Raw genomic sequence first — 22,881 nt, forward strand, 5'->3', positions numbered from 1 at the left:
GGTTACCTAAAACCAAAACCATGAGCTCAATTTATTCCAAAGCCGACAATGATGCTATCATTTCCAGAATCAACCAACTCACTCCTGAAAGCAAGGCTTTATGGGGAAAAATGACGGTTGATCAAATGTTCAAGCATTGCAACGAAGCCATAATAGTCGCTTTTGGAGAAAATGAAATCAAAGTCAACTTCTTCTTGAGATTGTTGGGTCGCCTGCTAAAGAACAAGGTGTTCAACAACGAATTCCAAAAAAACAGTCCAACCGCCAAAGAATTTGTGTTTACAGCGCAATACGATTTTGAAACTGCTCAAAAAGAATTTATCCGCAACTTCGCCAGGTTTGCCGAAGGACCAAAAGCCATTACACTCAAGGTACATCCGTTTTGGGGACCAATGTCAGATGAAGATTGGAACAAACTGATGTGGAATCATATTGATCATCATTTGAGACAGTTTGGAGTGTAACCCAAAGTAAAAATCTAAAAAATGTCAGATTACAAAACAATCAATAAAAAAACCTGGAATGACAAAGTCGATATCCACATGGCTTCTTCCTTTTATAACATGGAAGCATTTTTGCAAGGAAAAACAACTTTAAACGACATTGAATTGACGTTATTAGGCGATATCTCCGGTAAAAAAATATTGCATTTGCAGTGCCATTTCGGGCAAGACAGTCTGTCCTTAGCGCGCATGGGTGCGCAAGTTACCGGTGTTGACTTATCGGACAAAGCTATTGAAAGGGCAAGAGAATTAGCCGAAAAGCTCAACCTTGAAGCTACTTTTGTTTGCTGTGATCTTTATGAGGCACCCAATGTGATTGAGGAAAAATTTGATATCGTTTTTACCAGTTACGGCACCATTGGCTGGTTACCTGATTTGGACCAATGGTCGAATGTGGTAACACATTTTTTAAAGCCGAACGGACAATTGATTATGGCCGATTTCCATCCGGTGGTTTGGATGTATGACAACGATTTCAAAACGGTATTTTACAACTATTTCAATGCAGCACCCATTGTGGAAGCGGAAACCGGAACCTACGCCGACCGGGAAGCTCCGATTGCAAACCAAACGATCACTTGGAACCATCCGATTAGCGAAATCCTGAACGCCTTGATTGTTTCGGGACTCGAAATCAAACGCTTTAACGAATATGATTATTCGCCTTACAATTGTTTCAATCAAACAGAAGAATTCGATCCCGAAGGGTCGGGAGGAAAATATCGAATTCAAGCTTTTGGCAACAAAATTCCGATGGTGTATTCGATTTTGGCCATTAAAAAGTAAGTTCCTATGGTAACAGATACCCTAGCCCCGATGGGAGCGGCATCCTTTTTTATAGAAAAGCCTCTCGACTGCGCTCGAGGTGACAAAAAAGATACAGCGGACAGCGGGAAACAGCTTCTCAATTCGACAAGCTTCAGTGTGACACTCTATTTTATATCTTTGCACCATGCGAATAGACATTATTACCATATTACCAGAACTAATGCGAAGCCCATTTGAAGCTTCCATCATGAAACGCGCCATCGAAAAAGGATTGGTAGAAGTGCATTTTCACAATTTGAGGGATTATACTAAAAATAAACAAAAAAGCGTAGACGATTACCAGTTTGGTGGCGGTGCCGGCATGGTAATGATGATCCAACCCATAGACGATTGCATCACCCATTTGAAAAGCCAACGCCAGTACGACGAGGTAATTTACATGACTCCTGACGGAGAAACTTTGAACCAAAAAATGGCCAACACCATGTCGATGTACGAGAACATCATCATCCTTTGCGGACATTATAAAGGCGTTGACCAAAGAGTGCGAGACCATTTTATTACCAAAGAAATCTCGATAGGCGATTATGTCTTATCCGGCGGTGAAATTGGTGCCATAGTATTATGCGATGCCTTAATCCGATTAATTCCCGGCGTTTTAAGCGATGAGACTTCAGCTTTGACCGACAGTTTCCAAGACAATTTACTTTCCGGACCAATCTACACGCGTCCCGCAGATTACAAAGGTTGGAAAGTACCTGAGGTGCTCACCAGCGGTCATTTTGCCAAAATAGAACAATGGCGCGAGGAAAAGGCTTTTGAACACACTAAAAACAGAAGACCGGATTTGCTGGAAGAATCGTAAAAATTACGAATTATGAATTATGAATTACGAGTTTAGCAGTAGCTTTTTATGTATCTTATTGATTTTACAAATTTATAAGGCGATAAAAAATTCATAATTCATCATTCACAATTGCTTCGCCAGTCCCAAAACAAATTTAAATTTGTTTTGTTCGAGTCACAATTCTTTTTTATATTTGCACCCACATTTGACCAACCTCTGGCGAGAACCGTGAATGTTGCTCAGATTTTAAACCATAATAATAACAAAAATGGCAAATTTAGTAGATTTCGTTAACAACGAATTGTCAACCAAAAAAGATTTCCCTGAATTCGGTGCCGGTGATACTATCACGGTATACTACGAAATTAAAGAGGGTGAAAAAACAAGAACTCAGTTTTTCAAAGGAGTAGTTATCCAAAGAAAAGGAGCCGGATTGACTGAAACATTCACCATCCGTAAAATGTCAGGTGCTGTAGGTGTAGAGCGTATCTTCCCTGTAAACATGCCGGCATTACAAAAAATTGAAGTTAACCAAAGAGGTAAAGTTAGAAGAGCTCGTATCTACTACTTTAGAGAACTTACTGGTAAAAAAGCAAAAATCAAAGAAAGAAGAAGATAATTTTTCGCTTTGTGCTCATAAAAAAAGTCTCGATTTTATCGGGACTTTTTTTATTCCCGAAAATTTAAACGCCTTATTTTGACAATTCGCCATTTTTTTTCCCTTTAATTGTCAATTTGATAATTCAATCGATTTCGTAAAACCTTCCCACTGATTTCTTTATATTTGCTTGCTTCAAAATGAGGGATTTGACGCAACACTATGCGAACAAACAATACGAATAAAAACCTTTACAATGACACAAAAATCAAAAATCCACTACACTTTAACGGATGAAGCGCCCATGCTGGCTACCCATTCGTTTTTGCCTATAGTACAAGCCTTTACCGCTCCGGCAAACATCGATATTGAATTGAGAGATATTTCACTAGCCGGCAGAATTTTAGCCAACTTTCCCAACTATTTAAAAGAAGATCAAAAAGTTAGCGATGCTTTAACCGAATTGGGACAATTGGCCACTCAACCTGAAGCCAACATCATAAAATTACCCAATATTTCCGCTTCTATTCCGCAGTTAACCGATGCCATAGCCGAATTGCAAGCACACGGTTACGCCGTACCAAACTATCCGGACAATCCGCAAACTGACGAAGAAAAAGCCGTTAAAGCTGCTTATGCTAAAGTATTAGGTTCAGCGGTTAACCCTGTTTTACGCGAAGGAAACTCTGATCGCAGGGCACCGAAAGCCGTTAAAAATTACGCCAAAGCCAATCCGCACTCTATGGGCGCTTGGTCGAAAGATTCTAAAACCAAAGTCGCCTTCATGAACGAAGGTGATTTTTACGGCACTGAAAAATCGGTTACCGTAGCCAACGCCGGGCAATTCAAAATTGAATTCGTAGCCCAAGACGGCAGTGTAAAAGAATTAAAAGGCTTGTCTAATCTTAAAGCCGGCGAAGTAATCGATTCTTCGGTGATGAATTTAAAAGCCTTGAAAGCTTTCGTTTCTCAAACCATTGAAGAAGCCAAAGCGGCAGGTGTTTTACTATCGGCTCATTTAAAAGCCACGATGATGAAAGTGTCTGACCCGATTATTTTCGGCGCTATTGTTGAAGTCTATTTCAAGGATATTTTTGTAAAATATGCTGACACATTCCACACCTTAGGTTACAAAGCCAATAATGGATTGGGCGATTTGTACGCTAAAATTGCAGGTCACGCTCAAGAAGCCGAAATCAAAGCTGCCATTGAAGCTGCTATAGCCAACGGTCCGGCCTTAGCTATGGTCAACTCTGACAAAGGCATTACCAACTTACACGTACCATCTGACGTTATTGTAGATGCTTCTATGCCGGCGATGATTCGTACTTCGGGACAAATGTGGAACGCAGCCGGTAAAGCTCAAGATACGTTTGCTTTAATTCCGGATCGTTGTTACGCCGGAGTATACGTTGCTACCATAGAAGACTGTAAAATCAATGGTGCTTTAGACCCGAGAACTATGGGTTCAGTGCCCAATGTAGGTTTGATGGCGCAAAAAGCGGAAGAATACGGTTCGCACGATAAAACCTTCCAAGCCGAAGCAGCTGGTGTAATCCGTGTGACCGATGGCGAAGGCACTATCTTTATGGAACAAGTCGTAGAAGCCGGCGATATTTTCAGAATGTGTCAAACCAAAGACGCACCAATTCAAGACTGGGTGAAATTAGCCGTGAACAGAGCGCGTTTGTCTGCCACTCCGGCCATTTTCTGGTTGGATGATAACCGCGCACACGACCGCGAAATCATCAAAAAAGTAAACTTATATCTAAAAGATTACGATACCAACGGATTGGATATTCGCATCATGAATCCGATTGAGGCTACCAAAGTCACTTTAGAGAGAATTCGCCAAGGCTTAGACACCATTTCGGTTACCGGAAACGTGTTGCGTGACTACTTGACGGATTTGTTCCCAATTTTAGAAGTAGGTACCTCAGCTAAAATGTTATCGATAGTTCCGTTGATGAACGGCGGTGGCTTATTTGAAACCGGTGCCGGTGGTTCAGCCCCAAAACACATTGAACAATTCATTGAAGAAGGCTATTTGCGTTGGGATTCGTTAGGCGAATTTTTGGCCTTAGGCGCTTCTTTAGAGCATTTGGCACAAACCCAAAACAATCCGAAAGCGATGGTTTTAGCCGAAGCCTTAGATGTAGCCACTGAGAAATTCTTAGCCAATGACAAATCGCCTGCGCGTAAAGTTGGTGAAATAGACAACAGAGGTTCTCATTTTTACCTAGCGATGTATTGGGCTGAAGCTTTAGCGGCTCAAACCAAAGACGCTGAGCTGAGTGCTAAATTCGCCGATGTTGCCCGTGAGTTCAATACTAACGAAGCGACCATAAACGAAGAGTTGATTGGTGCACAAGGCCAACCGCAAGACATTGGCGGGTATTACCAACCGGTAAAAGCATTGACTGATAAAGCGATGCGACCAAGCCAAACTTTCAACACCATACTTTCTAAATTGGTTTAATGATAACCAAAAGCAATAAAAAAAGCGTCTCGATTGAGACGCTTTTTTATTTTTGTTCTTCCAGGGTTCCGGCGTTTTTTAAGATGATTATTTTGGCCCTAACTCCGGTCGTTAAATTCCATTTGTTGGTGGTAATCATGCCTTTCTTTTGATCGTAAATAACAAATTGGGCTGTATTAGGTCCGGATGCGCCTTGGTTCATCGCTTCAATTTCAATTTTATTGATGCCTTCATTCAAATCCAGAAAAACTTCTTTGTAATCTACATCTAACAATATCCCGTCAACCACTATCCTATCGTTAAGCCAAATACGAACCACATCGCCATCCGGTGCTTCGTGATCACGACAAGCTATACTGATGATTTTAGTTCCGGTTTTGAATTGCCCCAAAAAACTGTCACTCTTAAATTTCTCCAGAATTTCTCCATCATCCGTCTTTCTGTTCATTTTTTCAGTATAATACTTCGACGGATTTTCAAACTGTTCCTGCTCCATGATACTCTTCTCAGGTTCAATTTTTCTGTTGAGTAAAGAAACGCTTTCCAACAACTTGTCTTTCTTATCAAAAATACTCGGATACGTAATCAATTTTGAAGAAGTTGGCGCTACTTGTCCCGTCGGATTGGAAGCCGGCGCGATTTTCAATGTCTTTTTGGGTAACTCAAATTGTGAGTAACTTTTCGACATCGCCAAAAACAATACTATAAAAGAAAGCCAAGCCTTCATAATCAATTTTTTTTTCAAAGATAAATGTATTTATTTTAATCAAAACCGCCTTTTTTAATTAACCTAAGATTAACAAATGATTAGTAACAAGTACCGCATTTTATTAAGAATTTTGCAACATAATCTAACCCTATGTCAAAAAATACTTTTACTATCGTACTGATACTCTTGATGAGTGTATCGCTACAAGCCCAAAAAAAGTTTACGATAAGCGGTGTAGTAGCTGACGAAAAAAATAAGGAAACACTTATTGGAGTGTCGCTCTTTGTGCAAGAAACCAAAACCGGATTGGTTACTAACGAATACGGCTTCTACTCTATTACCTTACCGGAAGGCGACTATACCTTACTAATCAACTATTTAGGTTATCAAACGGTAACAGAAAAAATCAAGCTCAACCAAGACCTTAAAAGGAACTTTTACCTTTCGGTCAGCAGTCAGCAATTAGACGAAGTAGTTATTGTTGACAACAAAAAACGAGTGGACATCCGTAAACCCGAAATGAGCGTCAACAAACTCACCATACAGGAAATCAAAGAAATGCCGGTGATTTTTGGCGAAGTCGATGTACTGAAATCTATTTTAACCTTGCCCGGTGTTACCAATGCCGGCGAAGGCCAATCGGGTTTTAATGTGCGCGGTGGCGGTGCCGATCAGAATTTGGTATTGCTGGACGAATCTACCATTTACAATTCCTCACATTTATTCGGCTTGTTCTCTGTTTTCAATCCGGATGCTATCAAAGATTTAAAACTGTATAAAGGCGGTATTCCGTCGCGTTTTGGCGGACGATTATCCTCTATATTAGACATCTATCAAAAAGAAGGTAACAAAAATGCCTTCCATATGAATGGCGGAATTGGATTGATTTCCAGCCGTATTTTAGCCGAAGGTCCGATAGTAAAAGACAAAGGTTCATTCCTGATTGCCGGACGCGGATCGTACGCGCATTTGTTTTTAAAATTATTTGACAACCCGAACTCGGCGTACTTTTACGATTTGAATACCAAATTGAGTTACAGTATCAACGAAAAAAACAACGTTTACCTTTCCGGTTATTTCGGACGCGACGTATTTCAACTCAACGACAGCTTTGTGAATACTTACGGTAACGCGGTGATTAATTTCCGCTGGAACCATTTGTATTCGGATAAACTCTTCTCCAACCTTTCGATGATTTATTCGGATTACTATTATGGATTGCGATTGGACTTCGTAGGTTTCAACTGGGATAGCGGCATCAAAAACTACAACATCAAATACGATTTCAAGCATTACATTACCGATAAATTCAAATTGAACTACGGCTTACAATCGCATTATTACGATTTCAATCCGGGGAAAATTGAACCCACCGGCGAAGATTCGGGCATCAATCCGGAGCAATTGGACAAGAAATACGCCATGGAAAACGCGATCTATGCCGATGCAGAGCATCAAATCTCCAACAAGATTTCTCTTTCTTATGGACTTCGCTTCAGCAATTTCCTCCGATTAGGTCAGCAAACCATGAATACATATACCAACGACCAGCCGGTGATTTTCAACCCTGATTTCCAAATCTACCAAAACGCAGAACCCATCGGAACAGTGAGTTACGGTAAAAATAAAACCATCGCCAAATTTGACAATTTAGAACCTCGCTTTGCGGTATCCTATGTCATTAACGAAGAACAATCGGTAAAAGCGAGTTACAATCGAATGACGCAATATTTACACCTGATTTCCAATACGCAATCGCCTACACCTTTAGACGTTTGGGCGCCAAGTGACCGCTATTTGAAACCGCAATTGCTGGATCAAGTCGCCATAGGCTATTTCCGAAATTTCAAAGACGATTTATACTCCTTAGAAGTAGAATCGTTTTTCAAAAAAATCAAAAACCGCGTAGACTACATAGACGGCGCTAACCTGATTGCCAACGAAGCCATAGAGCAAGTGATTTTAAACGGCAAAGCCAGAGCCTACGGTTTGGAAGTCCTATTCCGAAAAAACTCCGGTCGTTTCAAAGGTTGGGTTTCTTATACTTTATCGAGAACAGAGCAACAAGTGGCCGGAAGAACTCCGGAAGAAACCGGCATCAACAACGGCAATTGGTACAAAACCGGTTTCGACAAATTGCACAACTTGGCTGTAGTCGCCAATTACAAACTCAATGAAAAATGGCGTTTCAGCGCCAACCTCATCGCTCAAACGGGACAACCGGTGACTTTCCCGAACGGACAATACCAATACGAAGGCATTACGGTTCCGGTTTTTAGCGGCCGTAACGAAGAAAACTTACCCACTTACCATCGTTTAGACGTTTCGGCTACTTTGACACCTACTAAAAACAAAGGCCGAAAATGGCAAGCGGAATGGGTTTTCGGTATTTACAATTTATACAATCGACAAAATGCGGCTTCTATTACTTTCCGTCAAAACCAAGAAACCGGTTCAAACGAAGCGTTGCGATTGTCTATCTTCGGTATAGTACCAAGTGCTACATATAACATCAAATTCTAAGGTCATGAAATCTACAAACTATCTATACATTCTCATTCTTTTATTGACTTTCAGTTCGTGCGAAAAAGTCATTGATATCGGTTTGGAAACCGGTGAACCGCGATTGGTTATTGAAGCTTCTATCAATTGGTATGCGGAAACGGCCGGAAACGAACAAAAAATCAAACTTTCCACCACAACAGGCTATTTCGACGAAGACATCCCTAAAGTATCGAACGCAACTGTCTTTATCACCAATAGTGCCAACCAAGTTTTCGATTTTATAGAAGATCCGACTGAATTGGGAACCTATAAATGTGTCAATTTCATTCCGTCAGTAAACGAAACGTATACTTTAACCGTAATTCACGAAGGTGAAACGTATACGGCTACCGAAAAACTGTTGAATACGCCAACAATTACCGGAGTAGAACAAATTAATGACGGCGGTGTGTTAGGCAACGAAACCGAAGTGAAATTTTATTTTGATGACTTGGTGAATGAAACGAATTTTTACTTCTTGCGAATTGACGATCCGTACAAAGTCATCCCCGAATACGGTGTAATCGAAGACCGTTTTTTCCAAAATAACGAAATGTTCGGATTGTACTTCAGCGAAGATTTAAAACCGGGCGACACACTTAAATTTACCTTAAACGGTGTGACTCAAGGCTATTTCAACTATATGGACGTATTGTTAGAGCAAACCGGAACCAATAGTATGGGACCGTTTTCTACACCAACGGCTACCGTGAGAGGTAATATCATCAATCAGACTAATTTTGACCATTTCGCTTTGGGGTATTTCCGTTTGAGTAAAACTGAGGTTTCGGAATATGTGATTGAGTAGGTGAAAAGTACGAAGTACGAAGTACGAAGTGGGAAGTACGAATTACGAATTACGAAATAGGAATTACGAAATAGGAAGTGACAAGTGTTTTAATTATTTTTACCACTTCGTACTTCTAACTTTTAACTTCGTACTTAAAAATGTCATCACATCATATCGTTCGCGACGACCAAGAACCGGCTTTAATCATTGCCAACGGCGAAATGTGTAGTCCGGAATTGTTAGGGCAATTGCTCGAATGGTCGCCTTTGGTAATCGTTTTAGATTCGGCCATAGAACGTGTTTTGGCTCTAGGAATTAAAGTCGACGTCCTTTTAGGCGATTTCGATCGCGGATTTGACCCTGAATACTACAAAGCCAAACAATACCCCATTGAGATTGTCTACGCGCCCAATCAGGAAAAAACCGACTTGGAAAAAGCTTTCGATTATTTAATCGAAAAAGGCCACAAAGCAGCCAATGTGATTTGGGCCACCGGAAGACGTGCCGATCACACCATAACCAACTTGACCAATATTGTAGCTTACCGAGATCAGCTTAAAATTGTAATACTAGACGACCACTCCAAAGTATTCTTACTTCCAAATGTCTTCGAAAAATGGTACACCGCCAACACTATATTGTCATTAATTCCCATTGGAAAAGTCTGTGGTATTTCGACACAAAATCTGTTTTATGCATTAACTAATGAAGATTTGACTATCGGCTACCGAACCGGAAGCAGCAATCACGTCATCAACGATGGCTTAGTTTCGATCACTCACAAAGAGGGCGATTTGCTGTTGATGGAATGTTGGGATTAGTTTTGTAACTTCGTAAAAACATTTTGTTATGAATACTTTAGAATTGAAAAATAGTGTGATTGCCAAAATAAATGAAATTCATGACAGAGATTTTCTTTTGGCTATCAAAACCATCATTGACGCCAAGACATCAAAAGACTATTCTTCAACAGATTACAATAATGACATTTTAAAAGCGGAAGAAGACATTGCCAATGGTTATCTTGTATCACATGAAGAAATCAAAGCCAAGATGGAACAATGGAAAAAGAAATAATTTGGACTGAAAATGCTCTAAACCAACTGGAAGAAATTTATTTTTACCTTCTTGACAAAACCAAAAACGAAAGTATTCCAGAGAAAGTAATCAACACTATTTATGATTCTGTATCTATTTTAAAATCAAACTTTGAAATTTATGAATTAGATGAAATGAAAAGTTTGAATGACGGAAATTATAGAGCTTACGAAATTTACCATTATCGAATTTCATACAAAATAACTCCTAAAACCATCTATATTTTAAGAGTAAGACATACCAGTAGAAATCCAAAAAAACTATAACCATTGAACTTCGTAAATCGTACTTCAAAATGAAATTCCAAGTCGTATCTGAATACCAACCTACCGGCGACCAACCGCAAGCTATTGACAAATTAGTCAAAGGCATCCAAAACGGCGAAAAATACCAAACGCTGCTCGGCGTTACGGGCTCAGGCAAGACGTTTACCATGGCCAATGTGATTCAGAACGTGGAAAAACCAACCTTGGTCCTAGCCCACAATAAAACCTTGGCCGCACAGTTGTATTCGGAATTCAAACAATTTTTCCCGAACAACTCGGTGCAATATTTCGTTTCCTATTACGACTATTACCAACCCGAAGCCTACATTCCAGTAACGGGTGTTTTTATCGAAAAAGATTTGTCCATCAACGACGAATTGGAAAAACTGCGCTTGAGCACAACCTCTGCCCTATTGTCCGGCCGACGTGATGTGTTGGTAGTTGCTTCGGTTTCCTGTTTGTACGGTATCGGAAATCCCGTTGAATTTCAGAAGAACGTGATTTCAATTGAGAAAAATCAAGTCATCTCCCGAACTAAATTGCTCCATCGCTTAGTGCAAAGTTTATACTCCAGAACCGAAGTGGAATTCCTGCCGGGAACATTTCGCATCAAAGGCGACACGGTAGAAATCTTCCCGAGTTATGCCGATGAACCGTTCCGCGTGCACTTTTTCGGTGATGAAATTGAAGAGATTGAAGCCTTCGATGCCAAATCGTCTAAAGTGTTAGAACGCTACGAAAGACTGAATATCTATCCGGCGAATATGTTCGTAACTTCGCCTGATGTTTTACAAGCCGCCATTTGGGATATCCAACAAGATTTGGTCAAACAAGTCGATTATTTCAAAGAAATCGGCAAACATCTCGAAGCCAAACGTTTGGAAGAACGCACCAATTTCGACTTAGAAATGATACGCGAATTGGGCTACTGCTCCGGCATTGAGAACTATTCTCGTTATTTAGACCGAAGACAACCGGGAACGCGACCTTTCTGCTTACTAGATTATTTTCCGGACGATTATTTGATGGTAGTCGATGAAAGTCACGTGACCATTTCACAAGTACACGCCATGTATGGAGGAGACAGAAGTCGAAAAGAAAACTTGGTGGAATACGGTTTTCGATTACCCGCAGCGATGGACAACCGTCCGCTGAAATTTGAGGAATTCGAGAGCATGCAAAACCAAGTCGTTTATGTTTCGGCCACACCGGCTGACTACGAATTGCAAAAATCGGAAGGCATTTATGTAGAGCAAATCATCCGCCCTACAGGTTTATTAGACCCGATAATAGAGGTACGTCCGAGTTTGAATCAGATAGACGATTTAATCGAAGAAATCCAGGAACGATGTGAAGTTGATGAAAGGGTTTTAGTCACCACATTGACCAAAAGAATGGCGGAAGAACTGACGAAATACTTGACGAAAGTCTCCATCCGTTGTCGCTATATCCATTCGGATGTAGATACTTTAGAACGCGTAGAAATCATGCAAGACTTGCGCAAAGGCATCTTCGACGTACTGATTGGCGTGAACTTACTCCGTGAAGGTTTGGATTTACCCGAGGTTTCTTTGGTAGCCATTTTAGATGCTGATAAAGAAGGTTTCTTACGCAGTCATCGCTCGTTAACGCAAACTGTAGGTCGCGCTGCCCGAAATGTGAACGGAAAAGCGATTATGTATGCCGACAAAATCACGGCTTCGATGCAAAAAACCATAGACGAAACCAATTACCGTCGTGAGAAGCAAATGAACTATAACACCAAACACAATTTGGTACCGAAAGCTCTGAACAAAAGTTTGGGTAATGCGTTGAGCGGTAACTCGGTTTCAACCCAATATTTTGAAGACAAAATCGCCAAAGCCGCCGAATCGGAAAGCTTGTATTTATCCAAACCGGAAATCGAAAAGAAAATACGCGAAGCCCGAAAAGCCATGGAAAAAGCCGCCAAAGATTTAGACTTCATGCAAGCCGCTAAATACCGCGATGAGATTCAAGCGCTGCAAAACAAACTGGCTGAAGCATAATGAAAAGCATCTTTACCGATAAAGCAATAACACCAAGTGAAGCGCAACTCAAAACCGCTTTAGGTGAAACTTATGACTATTGGCAAACGTTGGCTAATATAACCTTATCCCTGCATCCGAAAGCCATAACACAATGGCACTATTCCGGTGAAAAATTCGGTTGGAGTTTCCGCATCAGCGATACAAAAAGAGTTCTAATTTACTTATTACCCAGAGATCAATTCTTTAAAGTTGCTTTTGTTTTCGGTTCAAAAGCCACCGATGCCGTATTGAAAAGCGACATAGCCGATTCGATTAAAAATGAACTACTTGCCGCAAAACCCTACGCTGAAGGTCGCGGCATACGAATACCGGTTACCAATGAATCCCAAATAAACGATATCAAACAGTTAATTACCATTAAAATAAGTAATTAATTTTTTACAAAATATTATTTTTTGTACTTTTATTCTTATCTAATATAAAAGATATGGACTGGAGTGCAAAAGTAATCAAGCATTACGAGGAAGAGCGAATTGGCATTTACTTTGAAAAAAATGCAGAAATTCTGCTGCGAGTGAAAGAGTTTGAAGATGCCAAATGGAGTCAGTCGAAGCAAGTTTGGCACATTCCGGACACCGAAGCCAATCGGCGTTATTTTGGTATTCCGAGCAAATTCGACACCATACCCAGCGAAGAAGGCATCAAGAGTTTAGAACAATACAAACTTTGGATGCGTTCCAAAAGGTATAGTGACAATACCATAACCACTTACTTTAATGCGGTGAAAGTGTTTTTGATTTACTACAAACACAAAAGTATTGCGCTGATAGACAATGATGATTTTGTGTATTTCAATAACGATTATATTTTGAAAAACAACTTATCGGCGTCTTATCAAAACCAAATTACGAATGCTATAAAATTATTTTTTAACACGATTCAGAACCGTGTAATGGATGTTGATATCATTCATCGCCCGAAGCGTGCCAAAGTGTTACCCAATGTTTTGAGCAAGGAAGAAGTTAAAAAGATATTAGAAACACCAATCAACTTGAAACACCGCGCGATGTTCAGCTTGATTTACAGTTGCGGTTTGCGGTGTGGCGAACTTTTAGCCTTAAAATTAAGCGATATTGACTCGAAACGAAACATAGTACTGATTAAAAACGCGAAAGGCAAAAAGGATCGGATTGCGCCATTGAGTCCGAAAATATTGGAACTGTTACGCTCCTATTTTAAACTCTACAAACCAGCCACCTATTTATTTGAAGGCCGCATAAAAGGCACTCCCTATGACAGCCGAACCTTACAGCAAATTTTAAAACTCACCATACAGAAAGCCGGAATTGACAAGCCCGTTACTTTGCATTGGTTGCGTCACAGTTACGCCACGCATTTACTGGAAACAGGAACTGACTTGCGGTATATTCAGGAACTGTTGGGACACAATAGTAGTAAAACCACCGAGATATATACTCACGTCAGCACGAAGAGTTTACAACAAATTCGCAGCCCTTTTGACGATTTATAATAAAATCCCTATATTTGAGCAATACACGTATTCAATAGCGGCTATACAACCGATTTCGGGTGCATACTCGCTATAAAATAGCGAGTATATAAGAGTTAGTGGCTATTTTACCGCAGATTCGGAGAATTCAATAATTTATTAAATATACTATGAAAAAACTATTATTACTTACTTTCCTAATTTGTGGAATAACTTCATTTTCTCAAAAAATAATTGAATATAAGGGAGAAAAAATAAATGCTTTAGATGAAAACAATAATCAAACCGGAATCTGGAAATTGTTTGATGAAGAAAAAAATATTTTAATAATTTGTGAGTTTAAGAATGGAGAATATATTGCAGACACAAATTTTTATAAAGATTCAAAGTTAATTGCAACATATAATAATGTGGACGAATTAATAATATATAAAGATTCAAAAACAATAATTTGCAATTTTCATAGAAATGAAGATAATCGCACTACCCTAATTGACAAAAATGGAAAAGAAATCGATTCGGAAATAAAAAAATACTATACATTTAATGCTGGTCAGGTTATGCCAATGTTCTATGGAGGAGTTAATAAACTTTATGAATTTATTGGAAATAATTTTAAGAGTAACGGAAATAAAGGAAAAGTAGAAGTTCAGTTCAAAATTGATTCAAAAGGATTTGCTACAGAAATAGAAATTAAAAGTAGTACTAATGAAAAATTGAATGAAGAAGCAATAAGGATAATAAGTATCATGCCTAGGTGGCAACCAGCATACCAACGCGGTAGATTTGTAAAATATCCATACATGATTCCAATAAACATAAACTAAAACAGCCACTAACAGCGGTTAGTGGCCATTGCTGGTTTTTCGTGGTTTCAAGCTTGTTTTTCACGTAAAAATTCTATCTTAGCTGACAGTACGCAGTTCGCTGGTTTCGCAAAAAGCCACTAGCCGCGAAACGTTATGCGCAATTGGCCAAGTTCCGGAGAGTTTGCGTCAATGAATCCTAAAAAAAATGGGCTGTGAGTTTTTTAGAAAGAGAAGAATTCTCGTGCTCAAGTCTTTCGATTAAAATCGTAGAAAGTTTACTTTCAGACGTTTGACAACGTAAAAGACTTGGCGAAGTTAAAAGAAAAAATTGAGAATGTCAAGTTTTTCTTAACTTTTGAAACTCACAGCCCATTTTTTTTTTAGGAAGCCTTTTTTTGACTGACGCTTATCAAACATAAACGCAATTAAAAAAAGGTTCATTGGAAGTAGATGACGTTGAAAATAATTCAGAGGTGAAACTCGGCCAACTACGTTATCTCCAAATCCTATCCAAAGGATAACTGCGCATAACCCTGGATAACCGCTATTGCTAAATTAGGCTGTAGCAGACACTATGCATGGAGTTGTAATTTTTGTATATCTTTACAGCTTCAGGCGTGTGAGGTCGCAATAGCGGCTATCCAGATCACGTTATATGCAAGTTTTCCGCCTAGTTTTACAGAGAAAATATGAATAAACTATTAATCTTTTTGATTTTTACAACTTTGCTTTCTTGTGCTTCTGATAAGAAAGTTATTGGAACTTATAAATCCAATCGAGCAAGTTTAGGTTTTTTCATTACTACTATTGAATTTAAAGCCGACAGCACTTTTAAATATAATTTTTCAGGTGATTTGATCAATCAAGACCTAACTGGAAAATTTAGCGTCAAACAAAATATCGTTTACCTAAAATTTTATAAAAATAAAGGCGAAATAGAAAGTAAATCGGATAGTTTATCAGTTTCAGAAATCTTGAGCGGAAATTATCACAACTACGATTTAAAAAATGAAAAAGGAGTTTTTTATCACTTAAAGTTTAAAATTCGAAATGAAAAACTTTTAACATATAGAATTGACAATGGGAGATTAGTAAAACGCTCTAAAGTATACAACGGAAAAAAATATGTAAACGAAGAAGTCTATTTGAGAAAAGTTCAATAAAACCTGCATATAACAGCGGTTATCAGCTATAGCTGGTTTTTCTTGAGTTGTACTTCTTTTTTCACGCAAAACTATTATCTTAGCAGACAGTACGCAGTTCGTTGGCTTCGCTACAGACTGATAGCCGCGAAACGTTACCAGCAAGCTCCAAAAAAATCTGCTTAAAATGAACATTTTCAACAGAATAAAATACTTTTTCGTTCCAGCAGAATATTATTCCGCAGAAAATCTGACTTTTGAAAATCCATCGTTAGAATTTAAAGAACTCGAAGATGAAACGATTTTGAATACAACAGAATATGTAAAAAAGTATCTAATCGAAGTTCAAAAGCTTGACACAAAAAACTTAAAATCGAAGAATGTATTTGAGTTTGAAAAAGTTGATGATTTAATAGTTTTTATAATTAAGGCGCTTGAATTTGATTACAAAGAAATGGAAGCGGAAAAATGGAAGTTTGAATATTTTATGAATCATTATTTTTTAGACAACAAAACGATTTGCATTTATAACAAGTTCACTAATGCTGAAACAGAAGTTGGGAATATGATTTTAACCTTAATCTCAATCAGAAAGTTTAATGGAAAATATTATTGTTGGATAAATGTTGACGACAACGAGCCAGCTGGTAACAGCGGCTAGTAGCCATTGCTGGATTTTCTAGAGTTGTACTTCTATTTTCACGTAAAACTATTATCTTAGCAGACAGTACGCAGTTCGCTGGTTTCGCAAAAAGCCACTAGCCGCGAAACGTTGTGTGACATTTTGAGCGAACCGCTGAAAACAGATAAATATTTACAAAAAATAATATAAAAATATGGGAGGACATATTCATTCAATTCCGCAACACAATTTTAATCAGTTTAATCAAATTGATTCTGAAAATATGCTTACTGAAGAGTTAATTCAGGAGATTCTAAATAATAATGTTTTGTATATCCAAATTAACTCATTTAATAAAGTTTCTTTGAAGACATATAAAATTTTAAATGATAGAATCTTTTCCGTAAAACCTAATATTTGTTTAAGACTTTATGGCTGGAGTGATAAAATAGATTTAAAAATTTTAGATAAGATGAAAAATCTTCAACATCTTTCAATTGATCATTATGAAGTTGTTAACGAGCAGTCAATATCACATTTAAAAGATTTAAAATCCCTTTCACTTGAAACAAAAAATATAATTAATTATGACTTTTTAAATGAAATAAATGAAAATTTAGAAAAATTATCAATTATTGCAGATGATACAAAACAACATAAAGTTGATATTTCTCAAATTACTAGGTTTAAAAAATTAAAGTCATTTTGTGTTTTAGGACACAACAAAAATATTGAACAAGCCATTTCACAATTAGAAAATCTTGAAGTTTTAATACTAAGCAAAATCAAAACAATAAAAAATTTAGATTTTGTTACCTCTTTGAAAAAATTGGAGTATCTACACCTCAAATCTATTCCTCTAACAAATTTTGATGCGCTTGAATCGCTTCCTCGTTTAAAGTTTATCGAATTTTATAAAGTTGAAAATTTAGAGAATCTTAACTTTATAAATAAAATGGATTCTTTGGAACACATATTTCTACAAACTGTCAATAAAATCACTTCTTTTCCTAAACTCAATGCAAATTGTAAATTGAGAAAAATTGAGCTTTGGTATATGAAAAACATCAGAGATTTCGGCGCTCTGGAAAACTTACATACACTAAAAGAGTTTGCCTGTAGAGAAATGATAACTAATGAGCCAAACGATTTTTTACCTGTTTTGAGAAATAAAAATATTGAGAAAATAGAAATCTGGTTTTTAAAAGAAGGGCAACGCAAAGAAATGCAAAAACTCTATGAAGCTCATGATAAACAGCTATCAAGAATTAGCTATATGTATTCATAATGTCGAACAAATAATTCAAAATTAAGATATGGAATTTAAAAGTTTTGAAAGTCTTGGTATCTTTCATTTTAGTGATAGTTTAAAAGCCGCAAAAGCTAAACTTGGAAAAGATATCCAATATAAAGAGAGCGAAAGCTATCACCTTTCTTTAGAAGAAAAGAACAAATTTCTACATATTGAAAAATATAAATTATCAATCATTTTTCATGAGAATAAAAAATCTATTGAATTTATTGAAATGAAAAAAGGAAAATTCATTTTTAACGGTATTGATTTATTTAAAGTTCCGTATACTGAATTATTGGACAAATTTCATGTTTTAGATGAAAACCTAAAAACGGATGATGAAAGTGGATTTGAGTCTAAAAAATTTGGGTTTGGTGTTTCAAGAAATTTGCACAATGGAAACTATTCTAAATATATTAAATCAGCATTTGCTATGAGTTTGGAATATATTGACAGACCAATACCAACAGGTGATAATATACTGATGCACTATTTAGGTTACAATCCTTTTGACGAGTAAAAAATGATTATTTATGCCTTTTTTAGAACAAATTATTATAAAAGTAATTCAGAGAAAAACACATGAAACAAACAGAAATAATTGAATTAATCGGACTACTATCAACCGACGTTAAATTACTGGCATTTTTTGAGAAATATGGGCTAAAAAAACCACCCAAAACGGTCAATTCAAACTCCTGTGGAATAGCAATAAGACATAAAGATTACCAAATCGATTTTGATTTTGATTATGACATCATTAACGAAGCATTTTATCCCCCAGTTAGTCCTAAAAATAATGATTATTATTTTATAGCTTACTTAAAAGCGGTATATTTTTACTTGCCAAAAAAAAATGATACACGAACTAATGATTTTTGGGATATCACCCCCAATCCAAAAGGAGAATTTGAACAATTTGAAAACTATTTTGGAAAAATAGATAATGGATATTTCAAAAAGACATACAGCGAACTTATAAATATAGTTGCTCAATATGAGATTAAAAAAAATAAATGCGAATATGTATCATTTATAATAAAACAGGAACGAGAAATCATAAGCTCGGATTTTTTTGATCAAAATAACGAATACAATCTATGGCCGGAAGCGTATACATTTTTAATAAAATGGTTGTTTGATAATCGTTTTCTGAACATCAGCGACAAAATTTACAACCATGGTTTAGAGCCGTCTCATCAAGTTATATTAGAGTTTGTACAGTCAAATTTAAAAAACAAGTTATGGCAAAACCAATTGAAAGAAGTGCCCAATTTATATCAATTTTTAAATGCAATTAGAAGTAATAACAAAATATGGAAAGATGAAAATAAGGACCAAGTGGTTTTCTATCAAAACAATCTTTTCTTAATAGCAACAGGTAATTTTGAGCAATATAATAAATTGTTTTACGAGGACATTGACAAAGCAGACGAATTATGCAAGTCAGCGAGATTTACACCTGAAACTGCTCAAATTTATTTAAATTTGTTGACCGACAGATTTGCAATTTTCCCTATAATCAGAGATTTAAAAATAAATAATTAATTGCAAAGTCAAATATAAAAACGTCACACAACAGCGGTTAGTGGCCATTGCTGGTTTTTCGTGGTTTCACGTTGGTTTTTCACGTAAAAATTCTATCTTAGCTGAAAGTACGCAGTTCGCTGGCTTCGCAAAAAGCCACTAGCCGCGAAACGTTGGCAGAAACCTTGGAAAAACAGAACGCAAAGAGAATAGAAATTTGAAAACAAAAAAATACTTTTTATTAGTTTTAAGTATAGTGTTATTTTCTTGTAATGAAAATGACGAAATTCCAAATCAACAATCAAATTTACAACCTGGAGTTGTAATTTCCTTTGATGATGATTATGTCGATGAATGGTTTGAAGTAAACAGTGTTTTAGAACCTTACGATTGGAAAGCAACATTTTTTGTAACTAAATTTAATCAGTTATCGACAGCTAAAATACAAAAGCTAAAAGATTTGAAAATTGACGGTCACGAAATTGGTGGACACGGATTAAATCATTTAAACGCACCTAATTTTATTTCAGCAAACGGAACCGCCGAATATTTAAATCAGGAAATTATTCCAATGGAAACTTTAATGAATAATAATGATTTATCAACAACATCATTTGCATATCCTTATGGTGCAAGAAATACAACAACTGACAATTTGCTACTCAATCGATTTGAAATAGTTCGCGGAACAACATATGGAAACGCAAATCCAGCTTCTCAAAATTGTTATTACAATAACAACAATCTTGTATTTGGTTTAGGAATTGACAAAAATTATTCACATTTCAGCATTTCATATTTTTTATCACTTTTAGAATATGCAAAAAACAATAATAAAATCGTAATATTTTATGCTCATAAACCAGTTCCGACTTTTCAAAACAATTATGAAACGGAATACCAAACTCTAATTCAAATTTGTAACTATGTAAAAAATAATAATATGAAATTCTACAAAATATCCGAATTATTCAATCTACAAAATAGTATATAAAACGGCAACAGAAAAAAGAAAGGCATCTGCCAACACACGTTTGGCGCAATTGCGAATTTTGTGGTAAATTCACGTTCACGTTTCGCAAGAAATTTTATCTTTAACAGAAAATAAGCAGTTCCGAAGTTCGCAACTGACGCCAAGCGTGGGAACGTTACAAGAGATTTTTTTGGAATTTTTGTGGAAGACAAAATCTGCTTTCTTTTGAGGTTTTTTAAATTGAAAAACTGAAGAAGAAACGTAACCGAAAAACCAAAGTTTGCTCGAAAGTGAAACTCAAAAAAGACGTTCTAAAGTTTGCGGAAAATCAAAACTCAAAAGTTTGAATGTGTTTGCTCATAAAAGACAAAAATCAGACAGAAATCAGAAACCGGAAATGGAGAATCCGAAGTTGAAAACCCGAAGTTGAAAACCCGAAGAAGAAATTGGTTACGTTGCGTTATCAAGTTTGCGTAAAAAAATCTCTTGTAACAGCGGTTAGTAGCCATTGCTGGTTTTTCTTGGTTTCACGCTTGTTTTTCACGTAAAAATTTTATCTTAGCTGAAAGTACGCAGTTCGCTGGTTTCGCAAAAAGCCACTAGCCGCGAAACGTTAACCCATATTTTCCAGAAACCGCATTTCAGTAGCAACTTTAGTAGTAAATTAAAATTCATTTTCCGTTCCAGGTTTTTTAAAAGAGTAGTTGAAGACAAGATCCGTTTTCAAAAGATATTGACGAAAAAAAGTTGACGGAAAAATGAAATCCGAAAATGTTTGCGGAAAATGTTTGCGGAAAATCTAACCGAATTTTTTCCAAGTTTGCGTTGAAAGTTTATCAGAGAATAAGCAGAAACGAGAAACAGAATCCGAATTAGAAACCGGAAAATGAAACTGGTTACGTTACGTGCTCAAGTTTGGGTTGGAAAAATTGGGTTAACAGTGGTTATCCGATATAGCTGGTTTTTCGTAGTTTCACGTTTGTTTTTCACGTAAAACTATTATCTTAGCTGACAGTATGCTGTTCGCTGGATTCGCTACAGTCGGATAGCCACGAAACGTTACAAGAGATTTTTTTGGAAATTCTGCTGAAGACAAAATCTGCTTTTTTTTGAGATTTTTTAAACCGAAAAAATGAAGAAGAAAATCAACAGACAAACCAAAGTTTGCTCTTAAATGAAACTCAAAAAAGACGTTCAAAAGTTTGCAGAAAATCAGAACTCAAAAGTTTGAATGTGTTTGCGCTTAAAAGACAAAAATCAGACAGAAAGCAGAAGCCGGAAATTGAGAATCCGAAGTTGAAACCCGAAGAATGAAACTGGTTACGTTGCGTTATCAGGTTTGCGTAAAAAAACCTCTTGTAACAGCGGTTAGTAGCACTTGCTGGTTTTTCTTGAGTTGTACTTCAATTTTCACGTAAAAAGTTTATCTTAGCAGACAGTACGCAGTTCGTTGGATTCGCAAATGCAACTAGCCGCGAAACGTTAAGCCACATTTTGCGTTCCCGATTTCAGCAGCAATTTTTGTATAAAATTCATGTTCATTTTTCTTTCGTTGTTTTATAAAAATCATTGAAGAAAAAATGCCTTTGACAAAAATCAGAAACTGGAAAAGTGTTGCGGAAAATGTTTGCGGAAAATCAAACCGAATTTTTTCCAAGTTTGCTTTGAAAATTTATCAGAGAACAAGTAGAAACTGAAAACAGAATCCAAAATAGAAACCGGAAAATGTAACTGGTTAGGTTGCGTGCTCAAGTTTACGTCGCAAAAAATGGCTTAACAGCGGTTAGTGGCCATTGCTGGTTTTTCGTGGTTTCACGTTGGTTTTTCACGTAAAAATTTTATCTTAGCTGAAAGTACGCAGTTCGCTGGCTTCGCAAAAAGCCACTAGCCGCGAAACGTTAGCAGAAATATTTGAGAACGACCTGTTTTAAATTCAGGTTTTTGAAATTGATAATTTAAAATTGTAATTTAAATGAGGTTTGGTATCGTTTCTGACACAAATTATGAGGCTAAAATTGACCAAGTAACTAACTCATTTCCGTCAAGAGAACTTGAAGATTGGTTACATTTCAAAAATTACGGAGATGATTTGGAATGTATCTGTATTGTACTAATATGCAGAAATCCAGAATACAATTTCAAGCAGCGGATTCGGATGGATAAAAAAACTAAAACTTTATATATTGATTTAATGTTGGACTACAATTATTTCGTTTCAGATATAACTCAAAAAGAAAGAATTAATGTAGTTGTGGAGAAATTATTTGACGAAGTACCAAAAATTGTATCAAAGTATAAACTCAAAGATTTTAAATCTGAACTATTCTTCAGTGATTTACATAAGTTCACAAAAAAAAATGGATGGTTTTAAAATTTGTTTATCAATACTTCTG

General features: G+C 36.8%; 22 protein-coding genes. 21 read left to right on the forward strand and 1 reads right to left on the reverse strand.

Features of this window, described 5'->3' with window-relative positions; genetic code table 11:
• The first annotated feature begins 20 nt into the window (after nt 1-20).
• From SK086_RS13270 to SK086_RS13290, 5 genes are all read left to right on the forward strand, one after another.
• Entirely contained in the window at nt 21-464 is a 444-nt protein-coding gene (locus SK086_RS13270) for a DUF1569 domain-containing protein (RefSeq protein ID WP_324692272.1), read from the forward strand.
• A 21-nt stretch (nt 465-485) separates the two neighbouring features.
• On the forward strand, nt 486-1,289 hold the full coding sequence (locus SK086_RS13275) for a class I SAM-dependent methyltransferase (RefSeq protein ID WP_324692274.1): 804 nt from the start codon (nt 486-488) through the stop codon (nt 1,287-1,289).
• Nucleotides 1,290-1,455: 166 nt separating this feature from the next.
• The gene (gene trmD, locus SK086_RS13280; RefSeq protein ID WP_324692276.1) at nt 1,456-2,136 is read left to right on the forward strand and encodes a tRNA (guanosine(37)-N1)-methyltransferase TrmD; all 681 of its coding nucleotides are present in this window, start codon (nt 1,456-1,458) and stop codon (nt 2,134-2,136) included.
• A 250-nt stretch (nt 2,137-2,386) separates the two neighbouring features.
• Nucleotides 2,387-2,737 (forward strand): 50S ribosomal protein L19, encoded by a 351-nt coding sequence (rplS, locus tag SK086_RS13285; protein WP_290873637.1) that lies wholly within the window; start codon nt 2,387-2,389, stop codon nt 2,735-2,737.
• 235 nt (nt 2,738-2,972) lie between these two features.
• Nucleotides 2,973-5,195 (forward strand): NADP-dependent isocitrate dehydrogenase, encoded by a 2,223-nt coding sequence (locus SK086_RS13290; protein ID WP_324692279.1) that lies wholly within the window; start codon nt 2,973-2,975, stop codon nt 5,193-5,195.
• A 46-nt stretch (nt 5,196-5,241) separates the two neighbouring features.
• Here SK086_RS13290 and SK086_RS13295 read toward each other — a convergent pair whose 3' ends face one another.
• Entirely contained in the window at nt 5,242-5,922 is a 681-nt protein-coding gene (locus tag SK086_RS13295; RefSeq protein ID WP_324692281.1) for a hypothetical protein, read from the reverse strand.
• 132 nt (nt 5,923-6,054) lie between these two features.
• Between SK086_RS13295 and SK086_RS13300 the strand changes: the two genes are divergently transcribed.
• The 16 genes from SK086_RS13300 (at nt 6,055) to SK086_RS13375 (ending at nt 22,859) form a co-directional block, all read left to right on the forward strand.
• Nucleotides 6,055-8,427: a TonB-dependent receptor gene (locus SK086_RS13300; protein WP_324692283.1), complete on the forward strand. Its 2,373-nt coding sequence runs from the start codon at nt 6,055-6,057 to the stop codon at nt 8,425-8,427.
• Between the two features lie 4 nt (nt 8,428-8,431).
• Nucleotides 8,432-9,256 (forward strand): DUF4249 family protein, encoded by an 825-nt coding sequence (locus SK086_RS13305; RefSeq protein WP_324692284.1) that lies wholly within the window; start codon nt 8,432-8,434, stop codon nt 9,254-9,256.
• A 140-nt stretch (nt 9,257-9,396) separates the two neighbouring features.
• Nucleotides 9,397-10,059: a thiamine diphosphokinase gene (locus SK086_RS13310; protein ID WP_324692285.1), complete on the forward strand. Its 663-nt coding sequence runs from the start codon at nt 9,397-9,399 to the stop codon at nt 10,057-10,059.
• 28 nt (nt 10,060-10,087) lie between these two features.
• On the forward strand, nt 10,088-10,315 hold the full coding sequence (locus tag SK086_RS13315) for a hypothetical protein (protein WP_290873655.1): 228 nt from the start codon (nt 10,088-10,090) through the stop codon (nt 10,313-10,315).
• Nucleotides 10,300-10,602, forward strand: a complete 303-nt coding sequence (locus tag SK086_RS13320; protein WP_290873658.1) for a type II toxin-antitoxin system RelE/ParE family toxin — start codon at nt 10,300-10,302, stop codon at nt 10,600-10,602. The genes SK086_RS13315 and SK086_RS13320 overlap by 16 nt, the downstream gene beginning before the upstream one ends.
• Nucleotides 10,603-10,631: 29 nt before the next feature.
• Entirely contained in the window at nt 10,632-12,629 is a 1,998-nt protein-coding gene (uvrB, locus tag SK086_RS13325) for an excinuclease ABC subunit UvrB (protein WP_324692286.1), read from the forward strand.
• Nucleotides 12,629-13,045, forward strand: a complete 417-nt coding sequence (locus tag SK086_RS13330) for a DUF3788 family protein (RefSeq protein WP_290873664.1) — start codon at nt 12,629-12,631, stop codon at nt 13,043-13,045. The genes uvrB and SK086_RS13330 overlap by 1 nt, the downstream gene beginning before the upstream one ends.
• 53 nt (nt 13,046-13,098) lie before the next feature.
• Nucleotides 13,099-14,142, forward strand: coding sequence for a tyrosine-type recombinase/integrase (locus tag SK086_RS13335; protein WP_324692288.1), 1,044 nt, complete (start codon nt 13,099-13,101; stop codon nt 14,140-14,142).
• 149 nt (nt 14,143-14,291) lie between these two features.
• Nucleotides 14,292-14,948, forward strand: a complete 657-nt coding sequence (locus tag SK086_RS13340; protein WP_324692290.1) for an energy transducer TonB — start codon at nt 14,292-14,294, stop codon at nt 14,946-14,948.
• A 671-nt stretch (nt 14,949-15,619) separates the two neighbouring features.
• Nucleotides 15,620-16,093, forward strand: a complete 474-nt coding sequence (locus SK086_RS13345; protein ID WP_324692291.1) for a hypothetical protein — start codon at nt 15,620-15,622, stop codon at nt 16,091-16,093.
• A gap of 166 nt (nt 16,094-16,259) precedes the next feature.
• The gene (locus SK086_RS13350) at nt 16,260-16,733 is read left to right on the forward strand and encodes a hypothetical protein (RefSeq protein ID WP_324692292.1); all 474 of its coding nucleotides are present in this window, start codon (nt 16,260-16,262) and stop codon (nt 16,731-16,733) included.
• 175 nt (nt 16,734-16,908) lie between these two features.
• Nucleotides 16,909-17,982 (forward strand): leucine-rich repeat domain-containing protein, encoded by a 1,074-nt coding sequence (locus SK086_RS13355; RefSeq protein ID WP_324692293.1) that lies wholly within the window; start codon nt 16,909-16,911, stop codon nt 17,980-17,982.
• Between the two features lie 28 nt (nt 17,983-18,010).
• Nucleotides 18,011-18,508: a hypothetical protein gene (locus SK086_RS13360; protein ID WP_324692294.1), complete on the forward strand. Its 498-nt coding sequence runs from the start codon at nt 18,011-18,013 to the stop codon at nt 18,506-18,508.
• Nucleotides 18,509-18,570: 62 nt separating this feature from the next.
• Nucleotides 18,571-19,536: a hypothetical protein gene (locus SK086_RS13365; protein WP_324692296.1), complete on the forward strand. Its 966-nt coding sequence runs from the start codon at nt 18,571-18,573 to the stop codon at nt 19,534-19,536.
• A 196-nt stretch (nt 19,537-19,732) separates the two neighbouring features.
• Complete coding sequence (locus SK086_RS13370) at nt 19,733-20,509, forward strand: polysaccharide deacetylase family protein (RefSeq protein WP_324692298.1); 777 nt, start codon at nt 19,733-19,735, stop codon at nt 20,507-20,509.
• A 1,951-nt stretch (nt 20,510-22,460) separates the two neighbouring features.
• Nucleotides 22,461-22,859: a hypothetical protein gene (locus SK086_RS13375; RefSeq protein WP_324692299.1), complete on the forward strand. Its 399-nt coding sequence runs from the start codon at nt 22,461-22,463 to the stop codon at nt 22,857-22,859.
• Nucleotides 22,860-22,881: the final 22 nt, after the last annotated feature.

Origin of the sequence: Flavobacterium cheonhonense (assembly GCF_035671315.1) — a bacterium.
Lineage (GTDB): Bacteria > Bacteroidota > Bacteroidia > Flavobacteriales > Flavobacteriaceae > Flavobacterium > Flavobacterium cheonhonense.

Bases quoted from the DNA above. Each gene is read 5' to 3' on its own strand.
- SK086_RS13270 (WP_324692272.1), top strand. From the start codon at position 21: ATGAGCTCAATTTATTCCAAAGCCGACAATGATGCTATCATTTCCAGA.
- SK086_RS13335 (WP_324692288.1), top strand. From the start codon at position 13,099: ATGGACTGGAGTGCAAAAGTAATCAAGCATTACGAGGAAGAGCGAATT.
- SK086_RS13300 (WP_324692283.1), top strand. From the start codon at position 6,055: ATGTCAAAAAATACTTTTACTATCGTACTGATACTCTTGATGAGTGTA.
- SK086_RS13295 (WP_324692281.1), bottom strand. From the start codon at position 5,922: ATGAAGGCTTGGCTTTCTTTTATAGTATTGTTTTTGGCGATGTCGAAA.
- uvrB (WP_324692286.1), top strand. From the start codon at position 10,632: ATGAAATTCCAAGTCGTATCTGAATACCAACCTACCGGCGACCAACCG.
- SK086_RS13275 (WP_324692274.1), top strand. From the start codon at position 486: ATGTCAGATTACAAAACAATCAATAAAAAAACCTGGAATGACAAAGTC.
- SK086_RS13320 (WP_290873658.1), top strand. From the start codon at position 10,300: ATGGAAAAAGAAATAATTTGGACTGAAAATGCTCTAAACCAACTGGAA.
- SK086_RS13290 (WP_324692279.1), top strand. From the start codon at position 2,973: ATGACACAAAAATCAAAAATCCACTACACTTTAACGGATGAAGCGCCC.
- SK086_RS13375 (WP_324692299.1), top strand. From the start codon at position 22,461: ATGAGGTTTGGTATCGTTTCTGACACAAATTATGAGGCTAAAATTGAC.
- SK086_RS13350 (WP_324692292.1), top strand. From the start codon at position 16,260: ATGAACATTTTCAACAGAATAAAATACTTTTTCGTTCCAGCAGAATAT.
- SK086_RS13310 (WP_324692285.1), top strand. From the start codon at position 9,397: ATGTCATCACATCATATCGTTCGCGACGACCAAGAACCGGCTTTAATC.
- SK086_RS13360 (WP_324692294.1), top strand. From the start codon at position 18,011: ATGGAATTTAAAAGTTTTGAAAGTCTTGGTATCTTTCATTTTAGTGAT.
- SK086_RS13330 (WP_290873664.1), top strand. From the start codon at position 12,629: ATGAAAAGCATCTTTACCGATAAAGCAATAACACCAAGTGAAGCGCAA.
- SK086_RS13315 (WP_290873655.1), top strand. From the start codon at position 10,088: ATGAATACTTTAGAATTGAAAAATAGTGTGATTGCCAAAATAAATGAA.
- SK086_RS13345 (WP_324692291.1), top strand. From the start codon at position 15,620: ATGAATAAACTATTAATCTTTTTGATTTTTACAACTTTGCTTTCTTGT.
- trmD (WP_324692276.1), top strand. From the start codon at position 1,456: ATGCGAATAGACATTATTACCATATTACCAGAACTAATGCGAAGCCCA.
- rplS (WP_290873637.1), top strand. From the start codon at position 2,387: ATGGCAAATTTAGTAGATTTCGTTAACAACGAATTGTCAACCAAAAAA.
- SK086_RS13340 (WP_324692290.1), top strand. From the start codon at position 14,292: ATGAAAAAACTATTATTACTTACTTTCCTAATTTGTGGAATAACTTCA.
- SK086_RS13365 (WP_324692296.1), top strand. From the start codon at position 18,571: ATGAAACAAACAGAAATAATTGAATTAATCGGACTACTATCAACCGAC.
- SK086_RS13355 (WP_324692293.1), top strand. From the start codon at position 16,909: ATGGGAGGACATATTCATTCAATTCCGCAACACAATTTTAATCAGTTT.
- SK086_RS13305 (WP_324692284.1), top strand. From the start codon at position 8,432: ATGAAATCTACAAACTATCTATACATTCTCATTCTTTTATTGACTTTC.